Annotated in this window: 25 protein-coding genes; 20 read left to right on the top strand and 5 right to left on the bottom strand. The window is 36.4% G+C overall.

Features of this window, described 5'->3' with window-relative positions; translation table 11 throughout:
* The first annotated feature begins 25 nt into the window (after positions 1 to 25).
* The 3 genes from EOK74_RS13505 to EOK74_RS13495 all read left to right on the top strand — a co-directional run bounded on the left by EOK74_RS13505 (position 26) and on the right by EOK74_RS13495 (position 2,865).
* Positions 26 to 841 (top strand): PEP-CTERM/exosortase system-associated acyltransferase, encoded by an 816-nt coding sequence (locus tag EOK74_RS13505; protein WP_133470550.1) that lies wholly within the window; start codon positions 26 to 28, stop codon positions 839 to 841.
* A 57-nt stretch (positions 842 to 898) separates the two neighbouring features.
* Positions 899 to 1,750 carry a ThiF family adenylyltransferase gene (locus EOK74_RS13500; protein ID WP_133470549.1) on the top strand — a complete coding sequence of 284 codons (852 nt, stop codon included), beginning with the start codon at positions 899 to 901 and terminating at the stop codon, positions 1,748 to 1,750.
* A 155-nt stretch (positions 1,751 to 1,905) separates the two neighbouring features.
* On the top strand, positions 1,906 to 2,865 hold the full coding sequence (locus tag EOK74_RS13495; RefSeq protein ID WP_133470548.1) for a THxN family PEP-CTERM protein: 960 nt from the start codon (positions 1,906 to 1,908) through the stop codon (positions 2,863 to 2,865).
* A 177-nt stretch (positions 2,866 to 3,042) separates the two neighbouring features.
* Here EOK74_RS13495 and EOK74_RS13490 read toward each other — a convergent pair whose 3' ends face one another.
* Positions 3,043 to 4,029, bottom strand: a complete 987-nt coding sequence (locus EOK74_RS13490) for a phage integrase (protein WP_133470547.1) — start codon at positions 4,027 to 4,029, stop codon at positions 3,043 to 3,045.
* 245 nt (positions 4,030 to 4,274) lie between these two features.
* Here EOK74_RS13490 and EOK74_RS13485 point away from each other — a divergent pair, with 245 nt between their 5' ends.
* Positions 4,275 to 4,922: a hypothetical protein gene (locus EOK74_RS13485; RefSeq protein ID WP_133470546.1), complete on the top strand. Its 648-nt coding sequence runs from the start codon at positions 4,275 to 4,277 to the stop codon at positions 4,920 to 4,922.
* A 118-nt stretch (positions 4,923 to 5,040) separates the two neighbouring features.
* Here the strand turns inward: EOK74_RS13485 and EOK74_RS13480 are convergent, their stop codons facing one another.
* Positions 5,041 to 5,763, bottom strand: a complete 723-nt coding sequence (locus tag EOK74_RS13480) for an HNH endonuclease signature motif containing protein (protein WP_133470545.1) — start codon at positions 5,761 to 5,763, stop codon at positions 5,041 to 5,043.
* A 25-nt stretch (positions 5,764 to 5,788) separates the two neighbouring features.
* Entirely contained in the window at positions 5,789 to 6,232 is a 444-nt protein-coding gene (locus tag EOK74_RS13475) for a helix-turn-helix domain-containing protein (RefSeq protein WP_133470544.1), read from the bottom strand.
* A 106-nt stretch (positions 6,233 to 6,338) separates the two neighbouring features.
* Between EOK74_RS13475 and EOK74_RS13470 the strand changes: the two genes are divergently transcribed.
* From EOK74_RS13470 to EOK74_RS13425, 11 genes are all read left to right on the top strand, one after another.
* Positions 6,339 to 6,581, top strand: a complete 243-nt coding sequence (locus tag EOK74_RS13470) for a hypothetical protein (RefSeq protein ID WP_133470543.1) — start codon at positions 6,339 to 6,341, stop codon at positions 6,579 to 6,581.
* Entirely contained in the window at positions 6,578 to 6,877 is a 300-nt protein-coding gene (locus EOK74_RS13465; RefSeq protein WP_133470542.1) for a hypothetical protein, read from the top strand. Before EOK74_RS13470 ends, EOK74_RS13465 begins: the two co-directional genes overlap by 4 nt.
* 94 nt (positions 6,878 to 6,971) lie before the next feature.
* The gene (locus tag EOK74_RS13460) at positions 6,972 to 7,208 is read left to right on the top strand and encodes a hypothetical protein (protein WP_133470541.1); all 237 of its coding nucleotides are present in this window, start codon (positions 6,972 to 6,974) and stop codon (positions 7,206 to 7,208) included.
* Entirely contained in the window at positions 7,153 to 8,283 is a 1,131-nt protein-coding gene (locus EOK74_RS13455; RefSeq protein WP_133470540.1) for a replication initiation factor domain-containing protein, read from the top strand. The genes EOK74_RS13460 and EOK74_RS13455 overlap by 56 nt, the downstream gene beginning before the upstream one ends.
* A 16-nt stretch (positions 8,284 to 8,299) precedes the next feature.
* Entirely contained in the window at positions 8,300 to 8,605 is a 306-nt protein-coding gene (locus EOK74_RS13450) for a hypothetical protein (RefSeq protein ID WP_166638770.1), read from the top strand.
* Positions 8,606 to 8,648: 43 nt separating this feature from the next.
* Positions 8,649 to 8,888: a hypothetical protein gene (locus tag EOK74_RS13445; protein ID WP_133470538.1), complete on the top strand. Its 240-nt coding sequence runs from the start codon at positions 8,649 to 8,651 to the stop codon at positions 8,886 to 8,888.
* On the top strand, positions 8,885 to 9,028 hold the full coding sequence (locus tag EOK74_RS20855; protein WP_166638769.1) for a hypothetical protein: 144 nt from the start codon (positions 8,885 to 8,887) through the stop codon (positions 9,026 to 9,028). The genes EOK74_RS13445 and EOK74_RS20855 overlap by 4 nt, the downstream gene beginning before the upstream one ends.
* 12 nt (positions 9,029 to 9,040) lie before the next feature.
* Complete coding sequence (locus EOK74_RS13440) at positions 9,041 to 9,286, top strand: hypothetical protein (RefSeq protein ID WP_133470537.1); 246 nt, start codon at positions 9,041 to 9,043, stop codon at positions 9,284 to 9,286.
* A 3-nt stretch (positions 9,287 to 9,289) separates the two neighbouring features.
* Positions 9,290 to 10,732, top strand: a complete 1,443-nt coding sequence (locus EOK74_RS13435) for a hypothetical protein (RefSeq protein WP_133470536.1) — start codon at positions 9,290 to 9,292, stop codon at positions 10,730 to 10,732.
* The gene (locus EOK74_RS13430; protein WP_133470535.1) at positions 10,732 to 11,076 is read left to right on the top strand and encodes a DUF5455 family protein; all 345 of its coding nucleotides are present in this window, start codon (positions 10,732 to 10,734) and stop codon (positions 11,074 to 11,076) included. Before EOK74_RS13435 ends, EOK74_RS13430 begins: the two co-directional genes overlap by 1 nt.
* Positions 11,076 to 12,263 carry a zonular occludens toxin domain-containing protein gene (locus EOK74_RS13425; protein WP_133470534.1) on the top strand — a complete coding sequence of 396 codons (1,188 nt, stop codon included), beginning with the start codon at positions 11,076 to 11,078 and terminating at the stop codon, positions 12,261 to 12,263. Before EOK74_RS13430 ends, EOK74_RS13425 begins: the two co-directional genes overlap by 1 nt.
* A gap of 94 nt (positions 12,264 to 12,357) precedes the next feature.
* Here the strand turns inward: EOK74_RS13425 and EOK74_RS13420 are convergent, their stop codons facing one another.
* Both EOK74_RS13420 and EOK74_RS13415 read right to left on the bottom strand, forming a co-directional pair.
* Positions 12,358 to 12,612: a hypothetical protein gene (locus EOK74_RS13420; RefSeq protein WP_133470533.1), complete on the bottom strand. Its 255-nt coding sequence runs from the start codon at positions 12,610 to 12,612 to the stop codon at positions 12,358 to 12,360.
* Positions 12,612 to 12,827: a hypothetical protein gene (locus EOK74_RS13415; protein ID WP_133470532.1), complete on the bottom strand. Its 216-nt coding sequence runs from the start codon at positions 12,825 to 12,827 to the stop codon at positions 12,612 to 12,614. Before EOK74_RS13415 ends, EOK74_RS13420 begins: the two co-directional genes overlap by 1 nt.
* Positions 12,828 to 13,259: 432 nt before the next feature.
* On the opposite strand from EOK74_RS13415, the gene EOK74_RS13410 reads away from it, so the two are divergent.
* The 5 genes from EOK74_RS13410 to EOK74_RS13395 all read left to right on the top strand — a co-directional run bounded on the left by EOK74_RS13410 (position 13,260) and on the right by EOK74_RS13395 (position 21,354).
* Entirely contained in the window at positions 13,260 to 14,072 is an 813-nt protein-coding gene (locus EOK74_RS13410) for an FRG domain-containing protein (RefSeq protein WP_133470531.1), read from the top strand.
* 58 nt (positions 14,073 to 14,130) lie between these two features.
* Complete coding sequence (locus EOK74_RS20850; RefSeq protein ID WP_166638768.1) at positions 14,131 to 14,307, top strand: hypothetical protein; 177 nt, start codon at positions 14,131 to 14,133, stop codon at positions 14,305 to 14,307.
* Between the two features lie 500 nt (positions 14,308 to 14,807).
* Entirely contained in the window at positions 14,808 to 17,561 is a 2,754-nt protein-coding gene (gene prsT, locus EOK74_RS13405) for an XrtA/PEP-CTERM system TPR-repeat protein PrsT (protein ID WP_133470530.1), read from the top strand.
* A gap of 72 nt (positions 17,562 to 17,633) precedes the next feature.
* Entirely contained in the window at positions 17,634 to 18,761 is a 1,128-nt protein-coding gene (locus tag EOK74_RS13400) for a GNAT family N-acetyltransferase (protein WP_133470529.1), read from the top strand.
* Between the two features lies 1 nt (position 18,762).
* Entirely contained in the window at positions 18,763 to 21,354 is a 2,592-nt protein-coding gene (locus tag EOK74_RS13395) for an exo-rhamnogalacturonan lyase family protein (RefSeq protein WP_133470528.1), read from the top strand.
* Positions 21,355 to 21,357 lie beyond the last annotated feature (3 nt).

The following is a 21,357-nucleotide window of genomic DNA, read 5'->3' as shown; positions in this document are numbered from 1 at the left end:
GCCTTAGGTAGGGATTCAAAAAATAGTGAAAAAATTAAGAAAGTACGCTGAAAAACCAATTATTGGCCCGCTTGTTAAGCTATTCATTAACTTTGCGATAAGCAGACAAGCAAACCAAATATCCAAACATTTTTCAGAATACCTATCTGCTGTTGTTGCTATTAATAGAAGTCATAAATCTGAATCATTTAAAATTAGACATAAGGTATATTGTGAAGAGCTAAAGTTTGAGAAGCTTCAACCTACCAACGAAGAACTTGATGAATTTGACTCAAGAGCATTTCATTGCCTAATTAAACATAAACCAACTGGGGCCTTTGCTGGGACAGTAAGAGTTGTAACCAGTAAAGACCCAAAACAAATGCTTCCAATCGAGAAATTTTGCCTCAGCGCAATTAACGAAAAAAGTGTACATCCTTCAGACTTTCCAAGAGAGGAAGTGTGTGAGATATCTCGACTTGCCATCCCGAAACAATTTAGAAAAAGAGCAACTGATAAATTTCAAGGCTCTGCTACAGGTTCAATTAATGAATATAATTATTCCGAAAAAGAACTCAGATGCTTCCCATTTATAGCAGTAGGCTTATACCTTTCAGCCGCTTCCGTTTGTTTAAATATGGGGATAAAGCATTGCTTTGTAATGATGGAACCTAGACTTGCTAGAAGTTTAAAGTTTGTAGGTATAGTATTTACAAAAGTTGGCCCAGTAGTTGAATATCACGGTAAAAGGGCTCCGTATTATATCAATCGAGAATTACTTTTTTCAGGCTTGACTCCTGGTTTCAAAAGCATACTAAGTGTAATAGAAAAAGATATTAGTGATCAATTTAACGCTAAGTAAGCCAGTTCTACTAAAATAGCTTGAGTTGATTGTGTGTAGCCTTCAAGGAACTTAAAAATGTTTGACTATACCCGTGCCTTCTCTCGAAATATTGGATGGATAACGCCAGATGAACAGCAAATATTACGTTCTAAACGAATTGCAATTGCGGGAGCTGGAGGAGTAGGAGGAGAACACCTCATAACTATGACTCGACTAGGAGTTGAAAAGTTTAACATTTCAGATTTTGACAAGTTTGAAGTTCATAACTTCAACCGTCAAGCTGGAGCATTTTTATCTACAGTTAATCAACCCAAATCTGCAGTAATGGAAAACATTGCCAAAGACATAAATCCCGACTCTCTGATTAAGTCATTTAATGAAGGGATCAACAAGCATAATGTAGATGATTTTTTAATTGATGTAGATCTATATATCGATAGTTTAGATTTCTTTGCTTTAGACGCTAGAAAGCTAGTATTCAAAAAGTGTGAAGAACTTAGAATTCCTTATGTTACGGCAGCCCCAATAGGTATGGGAGTCGCTTTTCTGTGCTTTATGCCCGGTAAAATGTCCTATGAAGAATACTTCAGATTTGAGCAGCACAGCAGAAATGACCAACTTATACGTTTTCTAGTGGGCCTCTCACCTTCATTATTACAAAGAGATTATTTAGTCATTCCCGAAAGTGCGAATTTTCAAAAAGAAACAGGGCCTTCGATGCCAATGGCTGTAAAGATGTGTGCAGGCGTCGCAGGAACTTATGCCTTAAAAATATTATTAAAACGGGGAGAGGTTCTATGTGCACCGACAGGGCTCCATTTTGATGCCTACAAAAACAAACTAAAGAAGACTTATCTGCCCTTTGGTAATAACGGCTTGTTACAAAGGTTAAAAATAAAACTGGCCACAAACCTAATTAATAACTAAATGCATTTATGTCCATTTTTTTTACAAAATACTAAATTAAATAGCCACAGAAAAACCTAACCATCTGTTTAATATACGTTATTTTCTTATGGCACACTACATGCTACAGCTAATTGGAATTACTCCAGCTAACTAGCTATTAAAAGGAAATAACAATGAAAAAGTTAAATACGGTATTCGCAGCAATGACGTTAGCTGCAGTAGGTACCGCTAACGCAGCACAAATTACATCTTGGAATTATATCAACGAAGCAGGCTTCACTGACTTCACTCAAACAACCGGCGGAAGTGTAACCGCATCTGGTGACGCAACACCAAATGGTTTACTTGGAGTTCCGGCTTCCACGGATCTTACTTGGGGTGAGGGCCTCACAAGTGGAGACGTAGTCATAAACGGTGGTGTTGATGGTATCCAAAGCTCTTTCCAATCTGCTAGCCCTGTACTCGGTACAGTTGTTACAAATGGAGGCCTAGAGCAAGGTACTGATTTATTTCACAATAACTGGGTAGTAGGAACAGGTGACGGCCTTTTAATCGGTGCGAGCTTTTTAGACGCGTTACAACTAACCGCTACTGAGTTAGATGGGGTTCCTTACGTTGGACCAGCGCTAGTAATAGATGCTCCTACTTTAGGGTTTGAAATTAGTTTCTTAGAGACTATTAATGGTGTGGATTATGATCTAAGTGGAGGCTTCACTGTAGACGAAGCGCTTTTAGATGATACCTTAATCTGCCCTGATGGAACTTTAAACGGCACCGGTGTAAACCTAAATGGCTGTGCGGATATTTTTGCAATTACTTCTGATACTACAGACTTTGACATTGTCGGTGGTAATGTAGAGTTTTCAGGTAGCTTCATTTTAGATGATTACGAATACACTATAACCACTGTATTATCGGGTCTTCAATTAATTACAGACACTGCTTGTGTAACAATTGGTTTAGAAGCGGGCTGTATTGGTTTCTTAACAACTGAAGAAATGTCCAACCAATTAGTTGCCGAGTTTAGAATAGATTCTGAATTGGTACCGGTTGAAGTATCGGCCCCTGCATCAATTGCTCTGCTAGGTCTTGGCTTGATAGGTCTAGGTGGATTAGCGAGAAGAAAAAAATAATATTTACTGTTCTAATAAAGGCTCTTAATGAGCCTTTTTTTTATGCTCAAAAATCTCTCTAAAAACACGTCATGCAGCGCTACACAAGGTTTAAGCTCTGCTTATAAAAATAGTAAAGCACACCAAAAAACACATAAAAACACCTTAAACCAAACAAATGCCGCCATTTTGCCGCCATTACTCAAGTATCTTTGCGATTGGATTTAGTTTAATAGCGTGCTCAGTATACTCTGGGCTGTGATGGGCATAAATCATGGTCATCTTGATATCTGAATGACCTAATATTTTTTGTAAATCTAAAATGTTACCGCCATTCTTCATAAAGTGAGTAGCAAATGTATGTCTTAATATATGTGTTGCTTGGCCCTTTGGAACATCAAGCTTTAACCCATGAAAAACAGCTAGAAAAACCTTGTAAGTAGGCGAGAATATCAAGCCTCTTTTCTTGGGTAATTCATTATAAAAATCAGAGGTAATACCAACAGTTCTATTTCTAGCACTTTTTGTTTTGGAGTAGTACACACTGTATTTTTTTAGTCGTCTGGATTCCATGCTTTCAGCTTCGCCCCATCTAGCCCCTGTACTGGCACATAACTTAGCAGTCATATAACAATCATTATTTGCTTTCTTAAGGGCTTCCATAAGTATTTTTAGCTCTGGCAATTCTAAGTAAGTCTTCTCAGCATCATCAACTTTAAGCTTTTTAAGGCCTAAAAGAGGTGGCTTATAATGAATGTCTTTTAGTTCGAATAACTTATTAAACATTCCTTTAATACGCATTAGCTCATTGTTCAGTGTATTGTTTTTAAAGCCGTCCTTTATCTTTTGTGTTCTATATTCTGTATATATAGCTTTTGTTAAATCAATGCCTTTAGGGTCGTTTAATGCTGCTACCGTTCTATTTATATAACGCATCGCATTAACAGAATCCTTAAGTGATTTGCCATATAGTTCATAGTACCGTTTGGCCAGTTCGCTTAACTTTCTATTATCTATTATTTCTTTTTTGTTCCATGGGTCATTATTAGCAGAATCTAAAATATGCCTTTCATAACGGATCGCTTCAGACTTAGTTTCAAATAGCTTTCTTACTCTTTTACCTTCTCTACCATCAGGATAAATTTCGAGTTTATACCTTCCGTCCTTCTGCTTCTTAATGCTCAAAGCTAAACCTTATAAATCACAAAGCCTTAAAATAACAAAATATTGATTTGATTCCACAATATTTGCCGATAATTTAGGAGTGGGAAATTACCCATATTTAACTTGAATTAACTAATTAGGATTGTAACAATGAAAAAAATCGGATATATATTTACTCTTTTGTCAGTATTGATTGTCTCAAGTTTCTCAGCTAATGCAGGCTTAGGTACTAAGAGGCCACCTGTAGTTATTGGTCAAGGAATTCAATGGAACAATTCTTTATAGGAGTTGAAAGCTATTTCATATATTTTTACTCGTTGTCGTTGATAACGAGTATTCTTTTGTTTAAGCGGTTAAATAGCCATGTTGTATCTTCTATAGTAATGATTTTTTTTGAAATCATTACTCTTTTAGAGAACCCTCTATTTGAATTCATCCTTACTTTGGGAATCCATTCCGGCCGAGTGGTATGGTATTGCTCATGGATTTTATTTAGCCTAATTGCGGTCTGGATTTTAGATTACTTTCATAAAAGACTTTCTTTAGTGAAAAGCATTTCGTTTAAGTTAATAAGAATAGCATTCCTTACAACCGTAGCTTTTAATATTATTGATTGTATTGACAGGTATACCATTAATCATGAAATGACGTGGTTTATTATTTTGTTTGCTAAATCAACAATTCAAATTGGATTTGTAATAGCTTTGTTTATAGGTTTATTCAAGCATGATGAAACGTTAATCAATATACCCCACGCCGCTCATAACCGTTCTGTAAATTGGTTTCAATCTTTGCAAGGTATGCCACCGTTACAGAGAGCAAGAGAGTTAGAAAAATGGGAAGCATTCACTAAAAATTTACCAACGGACAAGAATTTAACTGATTTATCTAGTTCAAGTAATTACAGGTTCTGACCGACCTTGAAGAGGAAAGAGAAAGACACATTGTTATTGTATTTGGGGAATAGTTTTCTTGAAGCCAACTTTGTAGCGAAATATCTAAACATTTTTATTTGCCCTATTGGCTGGCTTGTTAAGGTAAATAATCAATGTCTAGATGGTTTATTAATACACCTTCTGTTTGAACTTCTCCATTTTCATAGAGAATAATTCCATTCCGATACCAATACCTTTCACCCTTTGGTAGTCCACTACCATCCAATTCACAAAACCTGAAGGCTATTTTAATTTCAAATATAAGAGTTTGGTCTCTTCTTGTCACTTGAAGCATTAACTCATTTGTTTCAGCTTTCCAAACCTTGTAACTTTCGTTATTTTTTAAAAGCTTTATTTGACTTATCAGATGATTGCCGTCATTTATATCCACACCGAATATAATTCCTTTGCTTTGTTTTGCAACTTGATCAACGTAAGGCTCAATTAATAATTTTTCCTCGCATAAAAATTGGAATGATTGTTTTTTCTGATCGATAACTAACCAACCTGATATTTTTTGCGATACTTCACGACCATTGAAGCTTAATTTTATTTCTCCATTTATTTTTACATCTTGCGCATGTACCACGCCATGACAAACGCGACAAAGTAAAATGCATTTATCTATTTCATCAAGTTGCTTTGCTGAAAGGTTTTGTTTTATGAGATTATTGTAATTAGAATCTTTTTTATCCGGATCAATATGGTGAAGTTCGAACATTCGACTGAAGGTACCATAACGGCTCACCATTTCTTGGACAGTCATACCACATATTGAGCATCTATTTCCTTTGTATTTATATTGTTGCTCTTTTGTCATTTAATTTCCTATTACCCTAACAACTTCACGGATACTTCATAGTAACTTTCGGCTTCTGATTTTTACTTTCAGCATTAGCCTTAGGAATAGATATTTGCCCAGTGGTTTTGGTATAAAGCATTTTAGCTAAATACCCCATTGTTTCTTCTGTCGTATCTTCGGTCATTTTCATAAACTTAAGGTTAAAACCTTGAGCGACTACTTCAACAAAGTCTTCAATTAACTTTTCTTCATCTACAGTTTTAATGATGGGTTCTCCATGTTTTTGGGGACCCTCGCCAGTCAATAGCCACTTCATTAAATAGCCAGTTTTTTCTTCAGCAATTAAACAGGCTTGATAGGGAATTGTTCCTCTCATTTTCCAATTGCCTGCTGTTGTCGGTGGAATCCCCAAAAAAATACATAAAGACCTATTTGATTTTTGCCCAGTTACTAGCATCAACCTCTCTAAAATAGCGTCTAATTCCATAAAAGAATACCTATAGATGTAAATGTTATTTGCATTATCCCTATAGGGATAACTAATATTAAACCTATTGGGATAACCCTATAAACCACTAAAAGAAGTATATGCCATGCAAGTATTACTAGCTATACCAGCACCTTACGTGAGCCCGTCTGAGTACGCAAAAATGACAGGTGAAACCGAGGGAGCGATTAGAGGCCAATTAGATAAAGGTGATATTCCAGAGTACCGACATGCAAACGCTGTTTCTAGAACAAAGGGTCAAGGTAAGCGCGTCACTCGATACGTAGACCTAACAAAAATCACGGTTGAACGTCTTCGCGCCTCTGGCGTTAGCGTGTTCTCAAAATGAATAATTTAACAGCAGTGGTGACACAAAACGCCATAATTAACCTTGAGGATTCATCGGAAATACTAAACAAAGTATTTTACGAAACTGTCACACATAAAACAGCTTGCACTGTAACGCTTGAAGAATACTTAGAGCTTTGTAATACATGCCCTGAAAATTACGAGCAAAGCCTCGAATTCACCGATAGACCAACACAAATAATATTTTCCAGTCCTACAGCATCAAGATTGCTAAAAGCCCTTAAGAATGGCGAGAAAATCCTTCAACCCGTTAAATTATTTGTGGGTTTATCATGACTTGCAAACATTGCGTTGACGGCATTTGCACCAGTCGCTGTATAGCGATAAAGCCAGCAACAACAGTAACTACAATTGACCAAGGTGTAACCAAATGCCAAACAATTGCTTCACCTTCGACAATGAGCCGCATAAGAAGCGCATTATTTACTTTGACCGAGTATGTGGCATGTGGTCTTTTCAGCCAGATTCTATTGATTTCCCTCTTGAGTTCGATTCATACGCTCAACTTGTCCATCACTGCCTTAAAGCCTACGGCGAAGAGATAGAATTTTATGAAGTTACCCCCGAAAACTGGCAGCGACTCTATGACTCTGGCGCCTTCGACTGATAAGTGCATTATCGACTATCTGACACTGTCTTTTGATTATGTCGAGCTAGAACGCTTAAAAATGGAAGCAAAACTACACTTTGAAGCAGATAGAACCATTAATTTCCGCGACCACTATAAAGCCCTTCTTACAGAAGAAATGGTCACCACAACAGATAATATATTGTTCGATAACATCTCTAAATTCATCTCACAGCTAAACACACGCATGAGTAAGCACTACAAAGATTTATCGGATTGGAAAGATGCGTCAGGCGAAGAATTCAGTTATTCAGATCATGAAATGTGGACTGTGAAAAATAATCATTACGGCCGCTTTAGATATCCAAATAGTGCAAACCTAGAGTTTGATAGTGTTCCGGTAGGTGTGGCTTGTTGGGGCGCTGAAAATTTTGGTGCTATGGTCTCACTCACGGGTAAAGCGTGTGGCTCTATTAAGTTCGAAGAACTACACGACCTTTGTATTGAATTAGGTTATGTCAGAATTACCAGAATCGATATGGCTTACGATGATTTTCAAGGCCACTTCAATATCGATACCTGTCGCAAGATGTTTAAGCAAGGACTTTTCACAGTCACAACTCCACCTAGCTACGCTTATTATGAATCAGGTGTGCTCGCTAAAAATGGTCGTCTCTGTGCCAGTGCTGGCCGTTCTTTCTATGTTGGCAAACGTACCAATGGGAAAATGCTAAGAGTCTATGAAAAAGGCTTACACCTTAAAGATGAAAAGAATCCTGATTGGGTTCGCTGGGAAGTAGAACTAAGAAACATAGACAGAGAAATTCCACTCGATGCGCTGCTCAATCCAAGCAAATATTTTGCTGGTAGCTATCCATGCTTAAACCAATTTGGCACGCAACCAGAACGCATACAGCTTCAGTCTAAAAAATTAAATGCCACTGCTGAACACTGCATTAAATACGCAGTACTTCACAGTCGCAGAGTAATTAATTTACTCAAACAAATTCATCAATATTCATCACAGGAAATAGTCGATTTATTCACGGCTGAACTTGATGACGATGATTTTCCAACTCGCATCAAATCCGATGCACTCGTTTTATCAACCTAAACAAAAGGTAACAATTATGGCTTTAAGAGCAGTGTTTTTATGTGCATCAAAAGGTGAAGGGGTTTCTAAAAAATCAGGGACACCTAAACCTTATAACTTTTCGTATGTTGAGTACTTGGTTCCAGCTGAGAACTTTATACAAGGTGACCACAACATTCAAAAGAATGGCTTTGAAGTGAAGCAAATTGAAATGGTCAATTCTCAGGAAGTATTTCAGAAATTTAACCAAGTTAAGCCACTAACAGAAGTTGAACTTTTCCTTAATGCCAACCCGAAAGACCCAAGTAAAAACATCGTAACAGATGTTAAGAAGCTTGCTTAATAACAATCACTTATTCCGTAACGAGTAAATAAATATGAGATGTATGCTTCATTCCGCAACTTATCAAGATAACAGTGAACTTTATTATGAAGTTTCTACAACTTCTGACGAGTGCGGTTCTGTAGATTCAAACGAGTATTTACTTGTTACACATGATGAATATCAGGAATTCACTTTCTCTCAAGCTGGTCTTGGGGCTGGTGATTCTGTAACTCTCACTATTGCGTTGATATGTGCGCTTAGTGGGTTTCTAGGGTTTAGGGCGGGGAATGCTTTTCAATGACAAGTGAAGAATTCGTCGCCTTAATCAATGTTGATGTTTTATCAACAATCTTGGGGTTAGCTGTTCTAGCGTGGTGTGCTGGTTATGGCGCTGGTTATGTGATGATGCTAATCCGAAGATATTCACATTCATTTTTTTAAGGAGTATTAAATATGCTTAACAAATTGGCATTACGTAAAAAGGCATTCTCTGCCATGAAGTCACCAAAGACACTTTTAGCTGGTTCGTTACTTGCCGCTTCTGGGTCTGCAATGGCTGATTTGGCGGAGGTTGAAGCTGCAATAATTGCAAAAATAGGCGAAGCTGAAACCTTCGGTTATGCAATTTTGGCAGTTGGTCTTGTTGCTTCAATCGGTATCATTTTAGTTCGTTCTTGGGCTAAAAAAGGTATTAGTTAAGTTATGAAGGCATTAATAGTATTCATGGTGCTATTAGTGCCTTTTTTTGCACATTCTATTGATGGTATTGGAAATGATAACCCTTCAGGTAGCTCTGGAGATGAATTGTTTGACTATGATTATGGTGTTGCTGCTGGTCAATCTAGCTCATGTACCTATAACGGTCAGGGTGCTACACAGTATGTTACAGAATATCGTTCTCAAGTCGTTTCTGACAAAATCGCTACTTCAAATTCAAGTGTTAAATACGTTCTAGAGTCTTCAGGTTCATCTGCTGTACTAGAAGAATTTACAGATCCTGACCGTTGTTATGCTTCTGTAGACAACGCGACAGTTAGAACTTCACAATATAATTGCAATTCAGACCAGACCGACTGCGGCTGGAGTCAAAACGGCTCTCTAATTAGTCTCGGGGCTATTCAAGTTCAAGGAGAGTATACATTAATTGATGTTTGTCCTCCGAATGGTTTCTCCGGTGCTAATGCTACCTATGTAATTATGGCTAATATTGGTACAGATAATTATTGTTTTGATGCATCAGACATTAATGAACGGGACTCATGTGACGATAGTGATTATGGTTCCGATTTAATTCCGGTTTTGTCGTATACGTCAACTAGTGTATGTAAAAAAGAGGATGATGGTTCCTATTGTGAATATGTAATGTCTACAGATGGTGAATCATATGGAAGTGTTCCGAGTGGTCTTTGTTATGTAGATTCTGAATTAGAAGAATATTTCAACGAAAATTTACCAACAGTCGACGAGACTGGTGACGAATGTCAGGATTTAGGATTCGGTTTACCATCTTGCGTAGAAGACCCTGTAAACGTTTGTGATTCGTCTGGCACTTGTGATGAAGGCTGTGGAAATATTGAGACTTCTACTGGTTCTGCTTTTGTTTGCTTATCACCTGACACTGATAATGATGGTTTAGCGGATTATTTAGATCCAGACATTGACGGTGATGGAATAGCAAATGATGATGATTTAGATGCTGATGGAGACGGCCAAGACGACCCAACGTATTCGGGCGGTTCTTCTGCTTATGCTTCTGTTTATGTAGATAATTCAGGGGTTGAATCTCGTTTAGATGGTTTAACAGAATCTACTAACTTGGATACTCTATCTACAAGTACTAAATCAGAAATTGACGCTGTTGGCCAAAGTCTAGAAACAAAAGTTGATGAAGCGCTGGCCGATGAAAAATTTAATTTAGCAGAAACACTTAATGAGAATAATTACGGTGATAGCCTAGATTCGGTTATTTCGGCTTTGACCCCTTCAGGCTGTGCAAACTCGATTTTAATTCCTAATACCTCAGCTCAAGTTGATGTGTGTGGAGCTGCTGAAAAAGTGCAGCCTTACTTGTATTGGATATTTGCAGTTTTAACTACTCTATACGCGTTCTATAGGGTTACTGGTACATTGAAAGGGGTTGATTAATGGCTATTCAAGCGATTCTCGGTCTTGGTGCTTTAGGCTCTGTAATATCAGAGTTAGTAAAGGCAGCAATAGACTTTTTCTTTACAAAGGCTGCTAAGCGGCTAGCTATAATATTACTTGTTGTTACCGCTTTATATGCTGCGACTAACACTTTATTAAGTTTCCTTTCTGGAATAGCCGCATCTGTCATGACTGGCGCGCCTGCAGAGGTCGCAGCAATTGGTATGGCACTTCCTAGTAATACGGTTTCTTGTTTGTCTGTTTTAGTTAGCGTTGAGGTTGCTTGTCTTACTTGGTCGCTAACTGTTAAAGCTCTAGAGTTTCAAGCTAAAGCTGTAAGCTAATGACTGTACATCTGGTAACAGGGAAGTTAGGAGGCGGTAAGTCTCTTTGTACTGTTGGCAAAATTAGAGATTATTTGGCCGAAGGGCGAATGGTAGCAACTAATCTAGATTTATATGTTGAAAACTTTGGTAACCCTTGGGCAAAAAAAACTCGTATATTTCGATTACCTGATAAACCTACAGTTGATGATTTTGAAAATTTACCAGCTCCATATGAAGGCGATTATGATGAGTCTAAAACAGGGCTTATAGTACTTGATGAATGTGGAACGTGGTTCAATACTAGGGAATACCGCGATAAGAGTCGCCAACCAGTCATTAATAAAATGCTTCATATTAGGAAGGCAGGTTGGGACGTTATGTTTATCATTCAGCATATTGAAATGATAGATAAGCAGGTTCGTGAAGGGCTTGGAGAATTAGTTGCTACTTGCAGGCGGGCCGATAGGCTCAGAATACCGTTTTTTACGCCATTTTTCGGTATGTTGGGTATACCACTTAGGCCACCTCGTATACATGTGGCTGAGGTTCGTTACGGTACACATTCAACTGCTCCTTTGAATGATAGATGGGTTTATCGTGGTAACAATTTATTCAATGCTTACGACACAAGGCAGGTATTCGGTTCAAACGACTGCGGTTTACATTCTATGTTGCCAGCATACAACGTTTACGGTTGTACAATTAAGAAGTGGGATTATGAAAAACGAAGATTCAAAGAAAACACAGTTAAGTGGCTTGCTGCGTTCGGTAGGGCTAAGCGTCTTACTTTTTTAGTAGGGCTGATTAGCGGCGGTTTGTTTTTACCTGATGATATTAATTTTAGTATTACGGGGTTAATATTTGGAACAGAAGAAAAGACAAAAGTTGTTACTCAGCCAGACTCACCAAAAGACAAAGCTTTAAAGCCAGAAATAAAGCACATTAATGATCTTGATAGTGTATATATTTCAGCATCTGTTAAGCATAGTGACGGTTTTGATTACGTGTTTTACAAAAACGATGAGATTTATCATCCAGAAGATTATGGCTATAAAGTGAATTGGTCTGGTCCCTGTAAAGCTAAGCTTATTGGTCTTAATGATTATCATTTTATAACTTGTTCAGCTACGGTTTCGGAGGCCGCTCGGGAGAGCGAAACGACGAAACCTAACCTACCATTTACAAATATTGCTTCTCTTAATTAACTGCAATCAAAATTAATCCAGGGAAACACCTGCAGGAAATAACATTGCAATCATTTTTGCTTCGCCGGCTCCTGAACCTGGTTCATTTTTGCAATCAAATATCCTCATCAATAAGATTGTCTAAGGCACTCTTAGCATTGTCATATTCTTGCTTGTAGTACTGTATATTTGCGAGTCTTATTTTCAATGACTTAAGTTTTTTTTCTAGCGCATAAATTTTTTCAAATTTCGCAGGAAGTAGCTTTGCTGATTTCAGTAATACTTTTGAAGCTGACTTTTCATTCATCATAGACATTAAGAGCTTTATCGCTTTTTCGTCTTCTTCGTTTGTTCTGATCGTATAAGCCATTACTTACCCTCTATAACTTTTGCAAACATCTCATAAACTCCGTTGCATTCAGTACAATAGAGCACGCCAGTTTCGCTAATGTTATTACAGGGGTAGTAATCAGACTCTTTACCACCAAACGCCATAGCAAGAGCTTCAGGAACGCTTTTAGCTTCTACAACTTCGTCTAATACGTCTTTCTTGGTAAGTACTTCAATATTTACATGGTTTAACATCTTTAAGCCCCTTTGTATCAGTCAGTAAGTAAGGTCTAATGCTGCGTTTTTTTGCAGCTTTTAGCCCGCGCTTACCTGAGTGACTACGAAGAACTGGAACAACGGCATTTTGTCAATGACTTGCTTTCACGGAGGGCTCCCTCTGGGATACCGTTAAAGTGGCACGGCCATCATTTACTAAATGTTGTTGTGTAAGTGGGGCTTTTGCTCTTATCGAACTGCCTCTCGTGGCAACGAGCCACAGCGGAGCGTTAATAGCTTTTTATATTGGGTATCGCAGATGTTGGACTGATACCCCCCTCTTACTAATAGGGGGGGTATCTTTTTTTAAATTAAATTGACAGGTCCTATTTTGTATTTATGTTAATTCTCTTTGTAATTATGTATTGTTTCTTAATTGACACGATTTAAATAGATAAGGATAAAGTTGTAATGGGTAGGGAGCGCACTAGACCTGTTGTAAGAACGATTGATGTTAATTCTATAGCTGAATATTTGGATGCAATAGAGAAAAGTAGAAGAGACCTTTCGGTTTACGGTAATACCTCATTATGGTTCAGAGGACATGCTTCAAATAGGTGGGCGTTACAACCGTCTATTTATAGAGATATACCCTATTATAATGGTGTTAATGGTTCAAATTGGAGTCTAGAAAGAACTTTTTTAGTTAAGTTTCAAAGTGGTGCTTATTCACGTTCAGAAAATCTTCCAGATCAAAATGATATCAGCCAATGGTTGTGCCTGATGAGACATTATGGAGTTCCAACTAGATTGTTAGATTGGAGCACTTGTCCTCTTGTGGCTGCTTATTTCGCTTTATCATCTTCTAATTTAAAGACTCCAAACATATGGATACTTAGTCCTACTACTTTAAACGAACTGCATAATACAGTTGCACCAATATTAATTTTGAGGGATGGAACACCAGATAAATCATTATCCAATCATTTGTTAAATATCAAGAATGACTATAATGATGAGACTTCAGTTTTGGCAGTTGATCCCCCAGAGGTAGACAGCAGATTATTAGCTCAAAAGGCAAAGTTTACCATTCACGGCTCCTCTAATTGTTTAAGCCGTACTAATTTGGGGCAATCATTTCTTAATAGAGTTAGATTTACTCAGCAGGGAGTAAAGGAAATGACTAAAGCATTAAAATTATTTTCTTATAATCAATCTACAATATTCCCAGATTTGGAGCATCTAGCATTAGAGCTTAGAGATAAAATTTCAATGAGGTTTTAGTTCGTTAAAATAGACAATTATTGTTCGTGAACTATGCTAGTTGTTTTAGCTCTCACGGATGAACATTATGCCAAATCAAAATCCACCTACTATTCTCGTTCAAACTTGGTTGCAATTACTTAAGTCTGATATGGAACAAGAATTTAAACTCGAGGTTGAAAGAAAAATTACAAGTGTATTTGGTAGTATCGAAGTTGCGGTTATTTATTTACAAGAAAAATCTAATTCAACTTAGTCAACTGCAGACCTTTTGTCGCCACTTAAAAATTAAAAACCAATTAAATACTTAGAAAACAAAAGCCTATAAAAAATAAAAAAGGCTCTTAATGAGCCTTTTTTTATGCTCTAAAATCATCTTAGTATCTTCACTTTTACCTTGCTAAAAACAAACGCACCTAATTATAGTGCTGAGAATATTCAGCAACTAACTGATCTATAATACACGATGCATCTCTTCAAATTGATTTAAATCTAATTCATAAAATACTAGTTTGGAAAACTTAAGTTTTATCCCTTTGTGAGATTAGATATAAATTCAAACAATCACTCCCTGCACAAGCTCACATTTAATAGAACTAAAAACATGAAAACACAATGAAATTCAATTTTTTGCTATAATGCTATGCGTATAACAATCTTATTTTTGTAGTCTTTATGATTACGAATCGATACACTCTTAGTACAGGTAAATTGTGATATACACCTAAAGTGAACCGCCTACTAAAGGGAAAAGGGATGATAAAAAGCGCTGTTAAAATTGCATTTATTCTATTGATACTTTCGAGCTGTGAACAAAAAAATTCACATGAATTTATAGAACAAGCAAACATTTATATTGCGGAAGAAAAACTTAATGATGCAGAGATAACATTAAAATCGGCCATAAAAAAATATCCTCAAGATAAAAATTTACGAGCCAAATTAGGCACATTATATCTTAGTCAAGGTTTAGCTACTTTATCCGAAAAAGAGCTAAGACGGGCGTTAGAGCTTGGTTTACAAGATGACAAAACAATCCTAAAGTACTTAAAATCATTAGTGATGCAACATAAAGTAGAGGACACTTTAAATTATTTAGAATCGCTTAGCACAATAAGTTCTTCTCTTAAAATCGCTAGTAATACTTATAAAGGTATTTCTTATATAGAACAAAATTACACTCACAAAGCTAGAGCATGGTTTACATCAGCAAGTGAAGACGATGTAAAATATAATAAATACCAAAGCCTCGCTAAAGCCTATCTTGCGTACCTTGAACAAGATTTAAATAGCAGTATAAACCTGCTCGACAACTTACTCTCAATAGAACCAGATTTCGCAGAAGCTTTAGTTTTAAAAAGTCGCATACATTATTTACAACAAAGGTTTACCGAATCAGCTGCTACTTTAGAAATTTATCTAAACTATTACGCAAATGCCCACTGGTCTAGAATCTACTATGCCCAAGCCTTAGTTCGAGCTGAAAACTATGATAAAGCAAATATTGAATTGAAAAAGCTGCTAGCGTTGTTTCCTAATCAACCTTTAATAAACCAGTTAAAAGCAGTTGTTGAATTCGAAAACAAACACTTCTTACTTGCAAAAGAATACTCAGAGAAGGCATTACAATTTGGTGATAAGCAAGACACTACCAAATTTATTGCTGGAGTTAGCGCTATGCAATTAGGGAACTATGAGCAAGCATACAGTTATCTAGAATCTTTAGTAAAAAAAGCCCCAATCAACCACCCAATTCATAAAATTTTCTCAATAGCTCAATTGAAAGTTGGAAATTTTGAAGATGCAGCCACAACTTTGGAGCAAGTTAGCACGTCGGCTGAAGAGGATTTCGAGCTTTATACTTCAATTAGTTATGGATTAATGAAAAGTGGTCAACTTGATAAAGCTAAAGACTTAATAGCAAAAACAGAATCAACACTAGATGGCTCCTTTGAAATGCTTACTCGTCTAGGACAATTAAAATTATCTGTTAATGACTTTACAGGTATAAATGACTTAAAAGAATCTTTAGATAAAAACTCTAATCAACTACAAGCTAAACTTATGCTAGCAACGGCTTATATACAGATTAATGAGTTCGATAAGGCTATTAATTTAGCTTTAAATTGGCAAGCAGAGGAGCCTCACAATGTTGAAACCAAGAACTTAGAAGCTTACATCTATTATAAACAAGGTAAATTGGAACTTGCTGCAAAAGCATACTTAGACTCTTTGATAATCAATAAGAGTAATTTTCGAGCTTACCTTTTTTTAAAAAACAAATTGTTATCCGAGGGTGAGCTTCAGCTAGCAGCTAAAAAAATGGAACAATACATTGAGATTCAACCGAATGATGTTAGAGCTTATCTACACTTATATCTAATTAGAAAAGAGCAAGGGAAAGGAGCTGAGTTCGTAAACTACTTTAAAAAGCAGTATGCAACCTACTCTACAAGGGAATTCAAAATTGCCCTAGCAAGAGTCTATAATTCAGAACGTATGTATAGGCAGGCTGTAAATTTATTAAAAACGAGTGAAAAAAACGAGCAACTTCCGGAGTTTTATTGGCGCACATTAGCCCTTGCAGAAATGAACCTACCTGACTTTGAGTCAACTATAAAAACACTAAATTCTTGGTTAAAAAGCTTTCCAAATAGTGTTTCAGCTATATATTTTAAAACCATTGCTTTAGAAAAATCTGGGCATATTACTCAAGCAATTGAAGAGTTAAGCTTGTGGAATAGTAAAAATCAGAATAACCAAATGTATATTGCTGAAGCTTTATTACAATTAAAAGTAAGCAACATTTTATTAGCTGAACGCTCAATACAAAAAGTTACTGACCAAAATCTACTTAAAACGGCAACAGGTCTTTATGCTCAGGGCCGCATCGCAGCGGCAAATAATGCTAATAGTAATGCGAAAGAGCTACTTTTTACGAGTTATCAATTATTGCCAGAATCTAACACAGCAATTTGGTTATCAGAGCAAATTAAAATTACCAATGGAAAAACAGCTGCAATTGAATTTTTGCAAGTTCATTTAGCTTCATCCGTAAATGATGTAATTGCTCGAACCCAATTAGCTAATATTATGGTTGAAGCCAATGATGACCGTGCATACCAACAGTATTCTAAAATACTCGAATTGGCGCCAGAAAACGTAATAGCTTTAAATAATTTAGCTTGGCACGCATTACAAAAAAATCAGCTATCTAAAGCAGAGGTGTACGCTGAAAAAGCGCTAACTATTGCTTCCACAATGCCAGATATCTTAGATACTGCCGCAGCGGTTAAAATAGCGCTAGATGATACTGAAAGTGCTCTAAGACTATTAGAAAAAGCATATAAAATTGATAACACCCATTTAGATGTTGCCATTCACTATGCTCAATTACTCACTAAAATAGGAGATACTGAAACAGTCTTAGAGATACTAAAAAACATTTCACCCAAGAATGACGAACAAAGAACGCAAATTGATAAACTGCGCAAGCAAAATAAAGTTTAAAAAATGTTTACCTCTTTGTTAATTAGCAAGCTCAACTTGCCCATTAAATCACTTAGTATTTGGGTACAGTAAGTGCTTTCAGATATTAAAATTAAATATTACCAACCAGATGACCTTGTAGAAATTCAAGAAAAGTGGTCAGCATTATTTAAGATCTCTTCGGCATCACCTTTTCACAATATCTATTGGATCAACTCATGGTTAAGCTCTTTACCAAAGATTCCTCATCTAATAGAAGCTCGAGAAGCTGGTAATATTGTAGGACTAGCCTTGTTTTGTGAAAAGCAAGAGAGGACTGTTATTGGCACAAAGCTCAAACAACTTTGGTTACATCGGTTTGGACAGCAGGATTACGACCAAGTCTGGATAGAGCACAATGACTTTTTATTAGCAGATAAAAATAAAGATATCATTCGGAAAGCCATGCTGATGTTTTTAAAAGAAAACAAAGGTTTATGGGATGAACTTTATTTAGGCATGGCAACCGAAAATACTGTAAACAAATTTACTGAAGTGCTCGGATTTAAAAGAGTAGATATATGCTCCCCAGATTTTGTAGTTAATTTAATAAATACAAAAGACTCAGATGACTATCTAAAAGATCTTTCAAAAAACACTCGCTCACAGATAAATAGATCTCTCAAATTATTATCTCAGCAAGGAAGTATCGAGCTAAAACAAGCAATGACTCGAACAGAAAAAAATTTGTTTTTAAAAGAAATTTCAAAAATTCACATTCAGAAATGGGGAAATACCCAATTTGGTAGTGGCTTTAGCAATCCTATATTTACAAAATTTCATTCCGATAATTTGCATGCTGATATAGAAGGAGAACATTGCAGGCTCTATAGTTTAAATCTAGACAATAAACCTCTTGCATATGTATACATCATAAAAAACACCGATAAATGGTACTTTTATTTATCTGCTATCAAAAATAACCGAGATAATAAAGTCAAAATAGGATTAGTAATCCATACCTTATTAATTAATGAGGCCATTAATAATGGCGCTAACTGTTATAGTTTCCTTGCTGGAGAAGCTAGGTATAAACGTTCAATGAGTAATACACCCGTATCCTTACAAGAATTGGTATGCTTCTATCGTCCTACAGCCTTACCCCTGTGTAAGGAAAAATTAAGAGCTATAAAACGGCAAATATTGAGCCTGTATTCTGACTTTATAAAAAGTAGCAAGTAATATGAATTTCGAACATTCCGATAAGCACGTCATTCCACTTAAAATAACCTCTACGGAAGTTAAAGAGAATGGTTTATATGAGCTTGCAATTCCTTTCCCCATAGCTTTAGTCGGTAATATAAAACAGGTTAGCCTGTTTTCTGATGACCATGCAATTGACTGCTCAGTAAAAGTATGTGGAAGCTGGCCCGATGCCAGCATTAAATGGATGTTTGTCAGTTTTTTTATTAAACCGGAAGAGAAAAAGAATTACTCAGTTGTTGTATATCCTAAAGAACAGCCACTTTTAAAAGAATTAGATGATTTCAAAGTCATTGAAAAGGGTAATATCTTAGAGTTAGATAACTGTATACATACCTATGCGATCAATACCGAAAGAGTGTCACTATCCATAAAAGCAATTGATGGAACGACAACTCATCCATTACTTGAATTATCCAATATAAGCCTCAAAGAAGATGTACACACACCATTAACAGGTAAAGTGACTAGCACTACTATAGAGACATACAAAAACTTAAATGATGGTTTAGCAAGTACTATTAAAGTTAAGTTATGTGGTTATTATCATTCACTTAGATCTAAAAGACAGACAGACTTCGAACTTGAGCTCACTTTCTATAAATTCAGCTCTTATGTAAAAATAGAACATACCATTCATAATTCTAAAGCTGCAGCCCATCCAAATGGCCATTGGGATTTAGGAGACCCTAATTCACTTTATTTTGAATCATTAATTTTTAATTTTAGAAAATTTGACAAGTCAGGCCTAAGCTATCAAACAGAGTTAATGGCAAATTGGCAAGGCATAGATAACAAAGCTATACAAATAGAACAGTTTTCTAGTGGTGGAGAAAATTGGAATAGCCCTGTGCACTTAGATCGTTTCAACAAGATCCCACATTCAATTTGTGGGTACCAAAGCGTTGAGAATGACCAAGTTATACATCAAGGTCAAAGAGCCACGCCTACAATCAAGGTTGATAAACAATTCGCCATTACCCTAGAGAAATTTTGGCAAAATTTCCCTAACGGAATCGAATTGTCTTCTGAAAATATTAATGTAAGTGTCTTTCCTCAGAAAGAAGGCTTACAACATGAATTACAGCCAGGAGAGAAAAAGTCCCACGTCTTGTGGCTAGGTTTTGGAAACGATTCCGACACCTTAGAATGGGTACACCATACGCGCCAAGTTAATGTTCCGTTTCAATGGATTCAATTGACAAAAGTGTTATACCCATTAGCGTCATTTCATGAAAATGAATTACTTAGTAACCTGATAAAAAAAGGAATTGACGGAGACAATAACTTCTTCGTAAAACGGGAAAAGCTAGACGAATATGGATGGCGAAATTTTGGCGATATCTATGCAGACCATGAAACTGCAGGTCATGAAGGTAAAGATATATTTGTTTCCCATTACAACAATCAATATGATCCTCTAATGGGGTTTATAAAGCAATTTTTAACCACAGGCGAATCCCGATGGTTTGAATTAGCAGATGACCTAGCCAGACATATTAAAGATATAGATATCTACCATACCCAAGAAGACAAATGTGAATACAATGGTGGCTTATTCTGGCATACAGACCACTATCTACAAGCTTATACATCGAGCCATCGCTCATATTCTAAAGATCAAGCAAGTAATGCCTACCAAGATCATGCTGGCGGCGGAGGTCCGGGTGGTCAGCACTGTTATACAACAGGTTTAATGCTGCATCATTTTTTAACTGCTAGTGAAAGTTCCAAGGCAGCAGTCCTCACATTAACTAAATGGATAACCAATGTGTATGAAGGCTCAGGGACCTGTATAGAGCTACTATTAACCTTTAAAAATAGACATCTTGCGGGTATTAAAAACCACTTCACGGGGCAGTACCCTTTAGATAGAGGCACCGCAAACTACCTAGTTGCATTGCTAGATAGTTACGAATTAACTCAAGACCAAACATTTTTAAATCAAGTCGAGCACATCATTACTCATACCTTGCACCCTAACGAATCAGTGGCACAAAGATCACTAGATGATGTAGAAAACACTTGGTTTTATACAGTATTGCTGCAGGCAATGAGTAGATACCTGCATGTAAAACTTAACCAAGAGCAATTAGATGAAAACTTTTATTATTGTAGGGATAGTTTATTAAATTATGCCCAATGGATGTTTGAGCATGAATACCCTTACTTAGAAAAACCCAATATATTGGAGTACCCAAACGATACTTGGACAGCACAAGATTTAAGGAAGGCACATATATTTGCGAGTGCTTTTTATTTTTCCCCTGAAAAAAATAATGAGTATTTAACAAAAGCTAAGTACTTTGAAGACTATGTAGCCAATAAACTTAATAGCTCAGACACAAAAACCTATACTCGAATTTTAGTATTAACTATGCAAAATTACGGTGCAGTAGCGTTTTATCAAAACATCCCAAAAGTAGATTTTGACAACATAAGAGAGGACTGGCCCAAAGCTAGTTATCAAAAGCTTTCATTGGCAACAGCCGTGATAACAACAGTTTTTAGGCGGTTGCTCAATATCTCATTAAAGGGAGAGTTAGAATGGCTAAAAAAACGGCTATCTTAAGCC

It is taken from the genome of Paraglaciecola marina (assembly GCF_004360155.1).
GTDB lineage: Bacteria > Pseudomonadota > Gammaproteobacteria > Enterobacterales > Alteromonadaceae > Paraglaciecola > Paraglaciecola marina.
Note: the sequence above shows the minus strand (reverse complement) of the source record. Positions and strands in the feature narration are given on the sequence as shown.

Coding starts and splice junctions, on each gene's coding strand:
- EOK74_RS13420 (WP_133470533.1), bottom strand. CDS start 12,612: ATGGCTTATACGATCAGAACAAACGAAGAAGACGAAAAAGCGATAAAG.
- EOK74_RS13460 (WP_133470541.1), top strand. CDS start 6,972: ATGCCAAACAATTGCTTCACCTTCGACAATGAGCCGCATAAGAAGCGC.
- EOK74_RS13465 (WP_133470542.1), top strand. CDS start 6,578: ATGAATAATTTAACAGCAGTGGTGACACAAAACGCCATAATTAACCTT.
- EOK74_RS13430 (WP_133470535.1), top strand. CDS start 10,732: ATGGCTATTCAAGCGATTCTCGGTCTTGGTGCTTTAGGCTCTGTAATA.
- EOK74_RS13410 (WP_133470531.1), top strand. CDS start 13,260: ATGGGTAGGGAGCGCACTAGACCTGTTGTAAGAACGATTGATGTTAAT.
- EOK74_RS13500 (WP_133470549.1), top strand. CDS start 899: ATGTTTGACTATACCCGTGCCTTCTCTCGAAATATTGGATGGATAACG.
- EOK74_RS13440 (WP_133470537.1), top strand. CDS start 9,041: ATGCTTAACAAATTGGCATTACGTAAAAAGGCATTCTCTGCCATGAAG.
- EOK74_RS13395 (WP_133470528.1), top strand. CDS start 18,763: ATGAATTTCGAACATTCCGATAAGCACGTCATTCCACTTAAAATAACC.
- prsT (WP_133470530.1), top strand. CDS start 14,808: ATGATAAAAAGCGCTGTTAAAATTGCATTTATTCTATTGATACTTTCG.
- EOK74_RS13470 (WP_133470543.1), top strand. CDS start 6,339: ATGCAAGTATTACTAGCTATACCAGCACCTTACGTGAGCCCGTCTGAG.
- EOK74_RS13485 (WP_133470546.1), top strand. CDS start 4,275: ATGGAACAATTCTTTATAGGAGTTGAAAGCTATTTCATATATTTTTAC.
- EOK74_RS13480 (WP_133470545.1), bottom strand. CDS start 5,763: ATGACAAAAGAGCAACAATATAAATACAAAGGAAATAGATGCTCAATA.
- EOK74_RS13450 (WP_166638770.1), top strand. CDS start 8,300: ATGGCTTTAAGAGCAGTGTTTTTATGTGCATCAAAAGGTGAAGGGGTT.
- EOK74_RS13475 (WP_133470544.1), bottom strand. CDS start 6,232: ATGGAATTAGACGCTATTTTAGAGAGGTTGATGCTAGTAACTGGGCAA.
- EOK74_RS20850 (WP_166638768.1), top strand. CDS start 14,131: ATGAACATTATGCCAAATCAAAATCCACCTACTATTCTCGTTCAAACT.
- EOK74_RS13495 (WP_133470548.1), top strand. CDS start 1,906: ATGAAAAAGTTAAATACGGTATTCGCAGCAATGACGTTAGCTGCAGTA.
- EOK74_RS13445 (WP_133470538.1), top strand. CDS start 8,649: ATGCTTCATTCCGCAACTTATCAAGATAACAGTGAACTTTATTATGAA.
- EOK74_RS13425 (WP_133470534.1), top strand. CDS start 11,076: ATGACTGTACATCTGGTAACAGGGAAGTTAGGAGGCGGTAAGTCTCTT.
- EOK74_RS13415 (WP_133470532.1), bottom strand. CDS start 12,827: ATGTTAAACCATGTAAATATTGAAGTACTTACCAAGAAAGACGTATTA.
- EOK74_RS13435 (WP_133470536.1), top strand. CDS start 9,290: ATGAAGGCATTAATAGTATTCATGGTGCTATTAGTGCCTTTTTTTGCA.
- EOK74_RS13455 (WP_133470540.1), top strand. CDS start 7,153: ATGAAGTTACCCCCGAAAACTGGCAGCGACTCTATGACTCTGGCGCCT.
- EOK74_RS20855 (WP_166638769.1), top strand. CDS start 8,885: ATGACAAGTGAAGAATTCGTCGCCTTAATCAATGTTGATGTTTTATCA.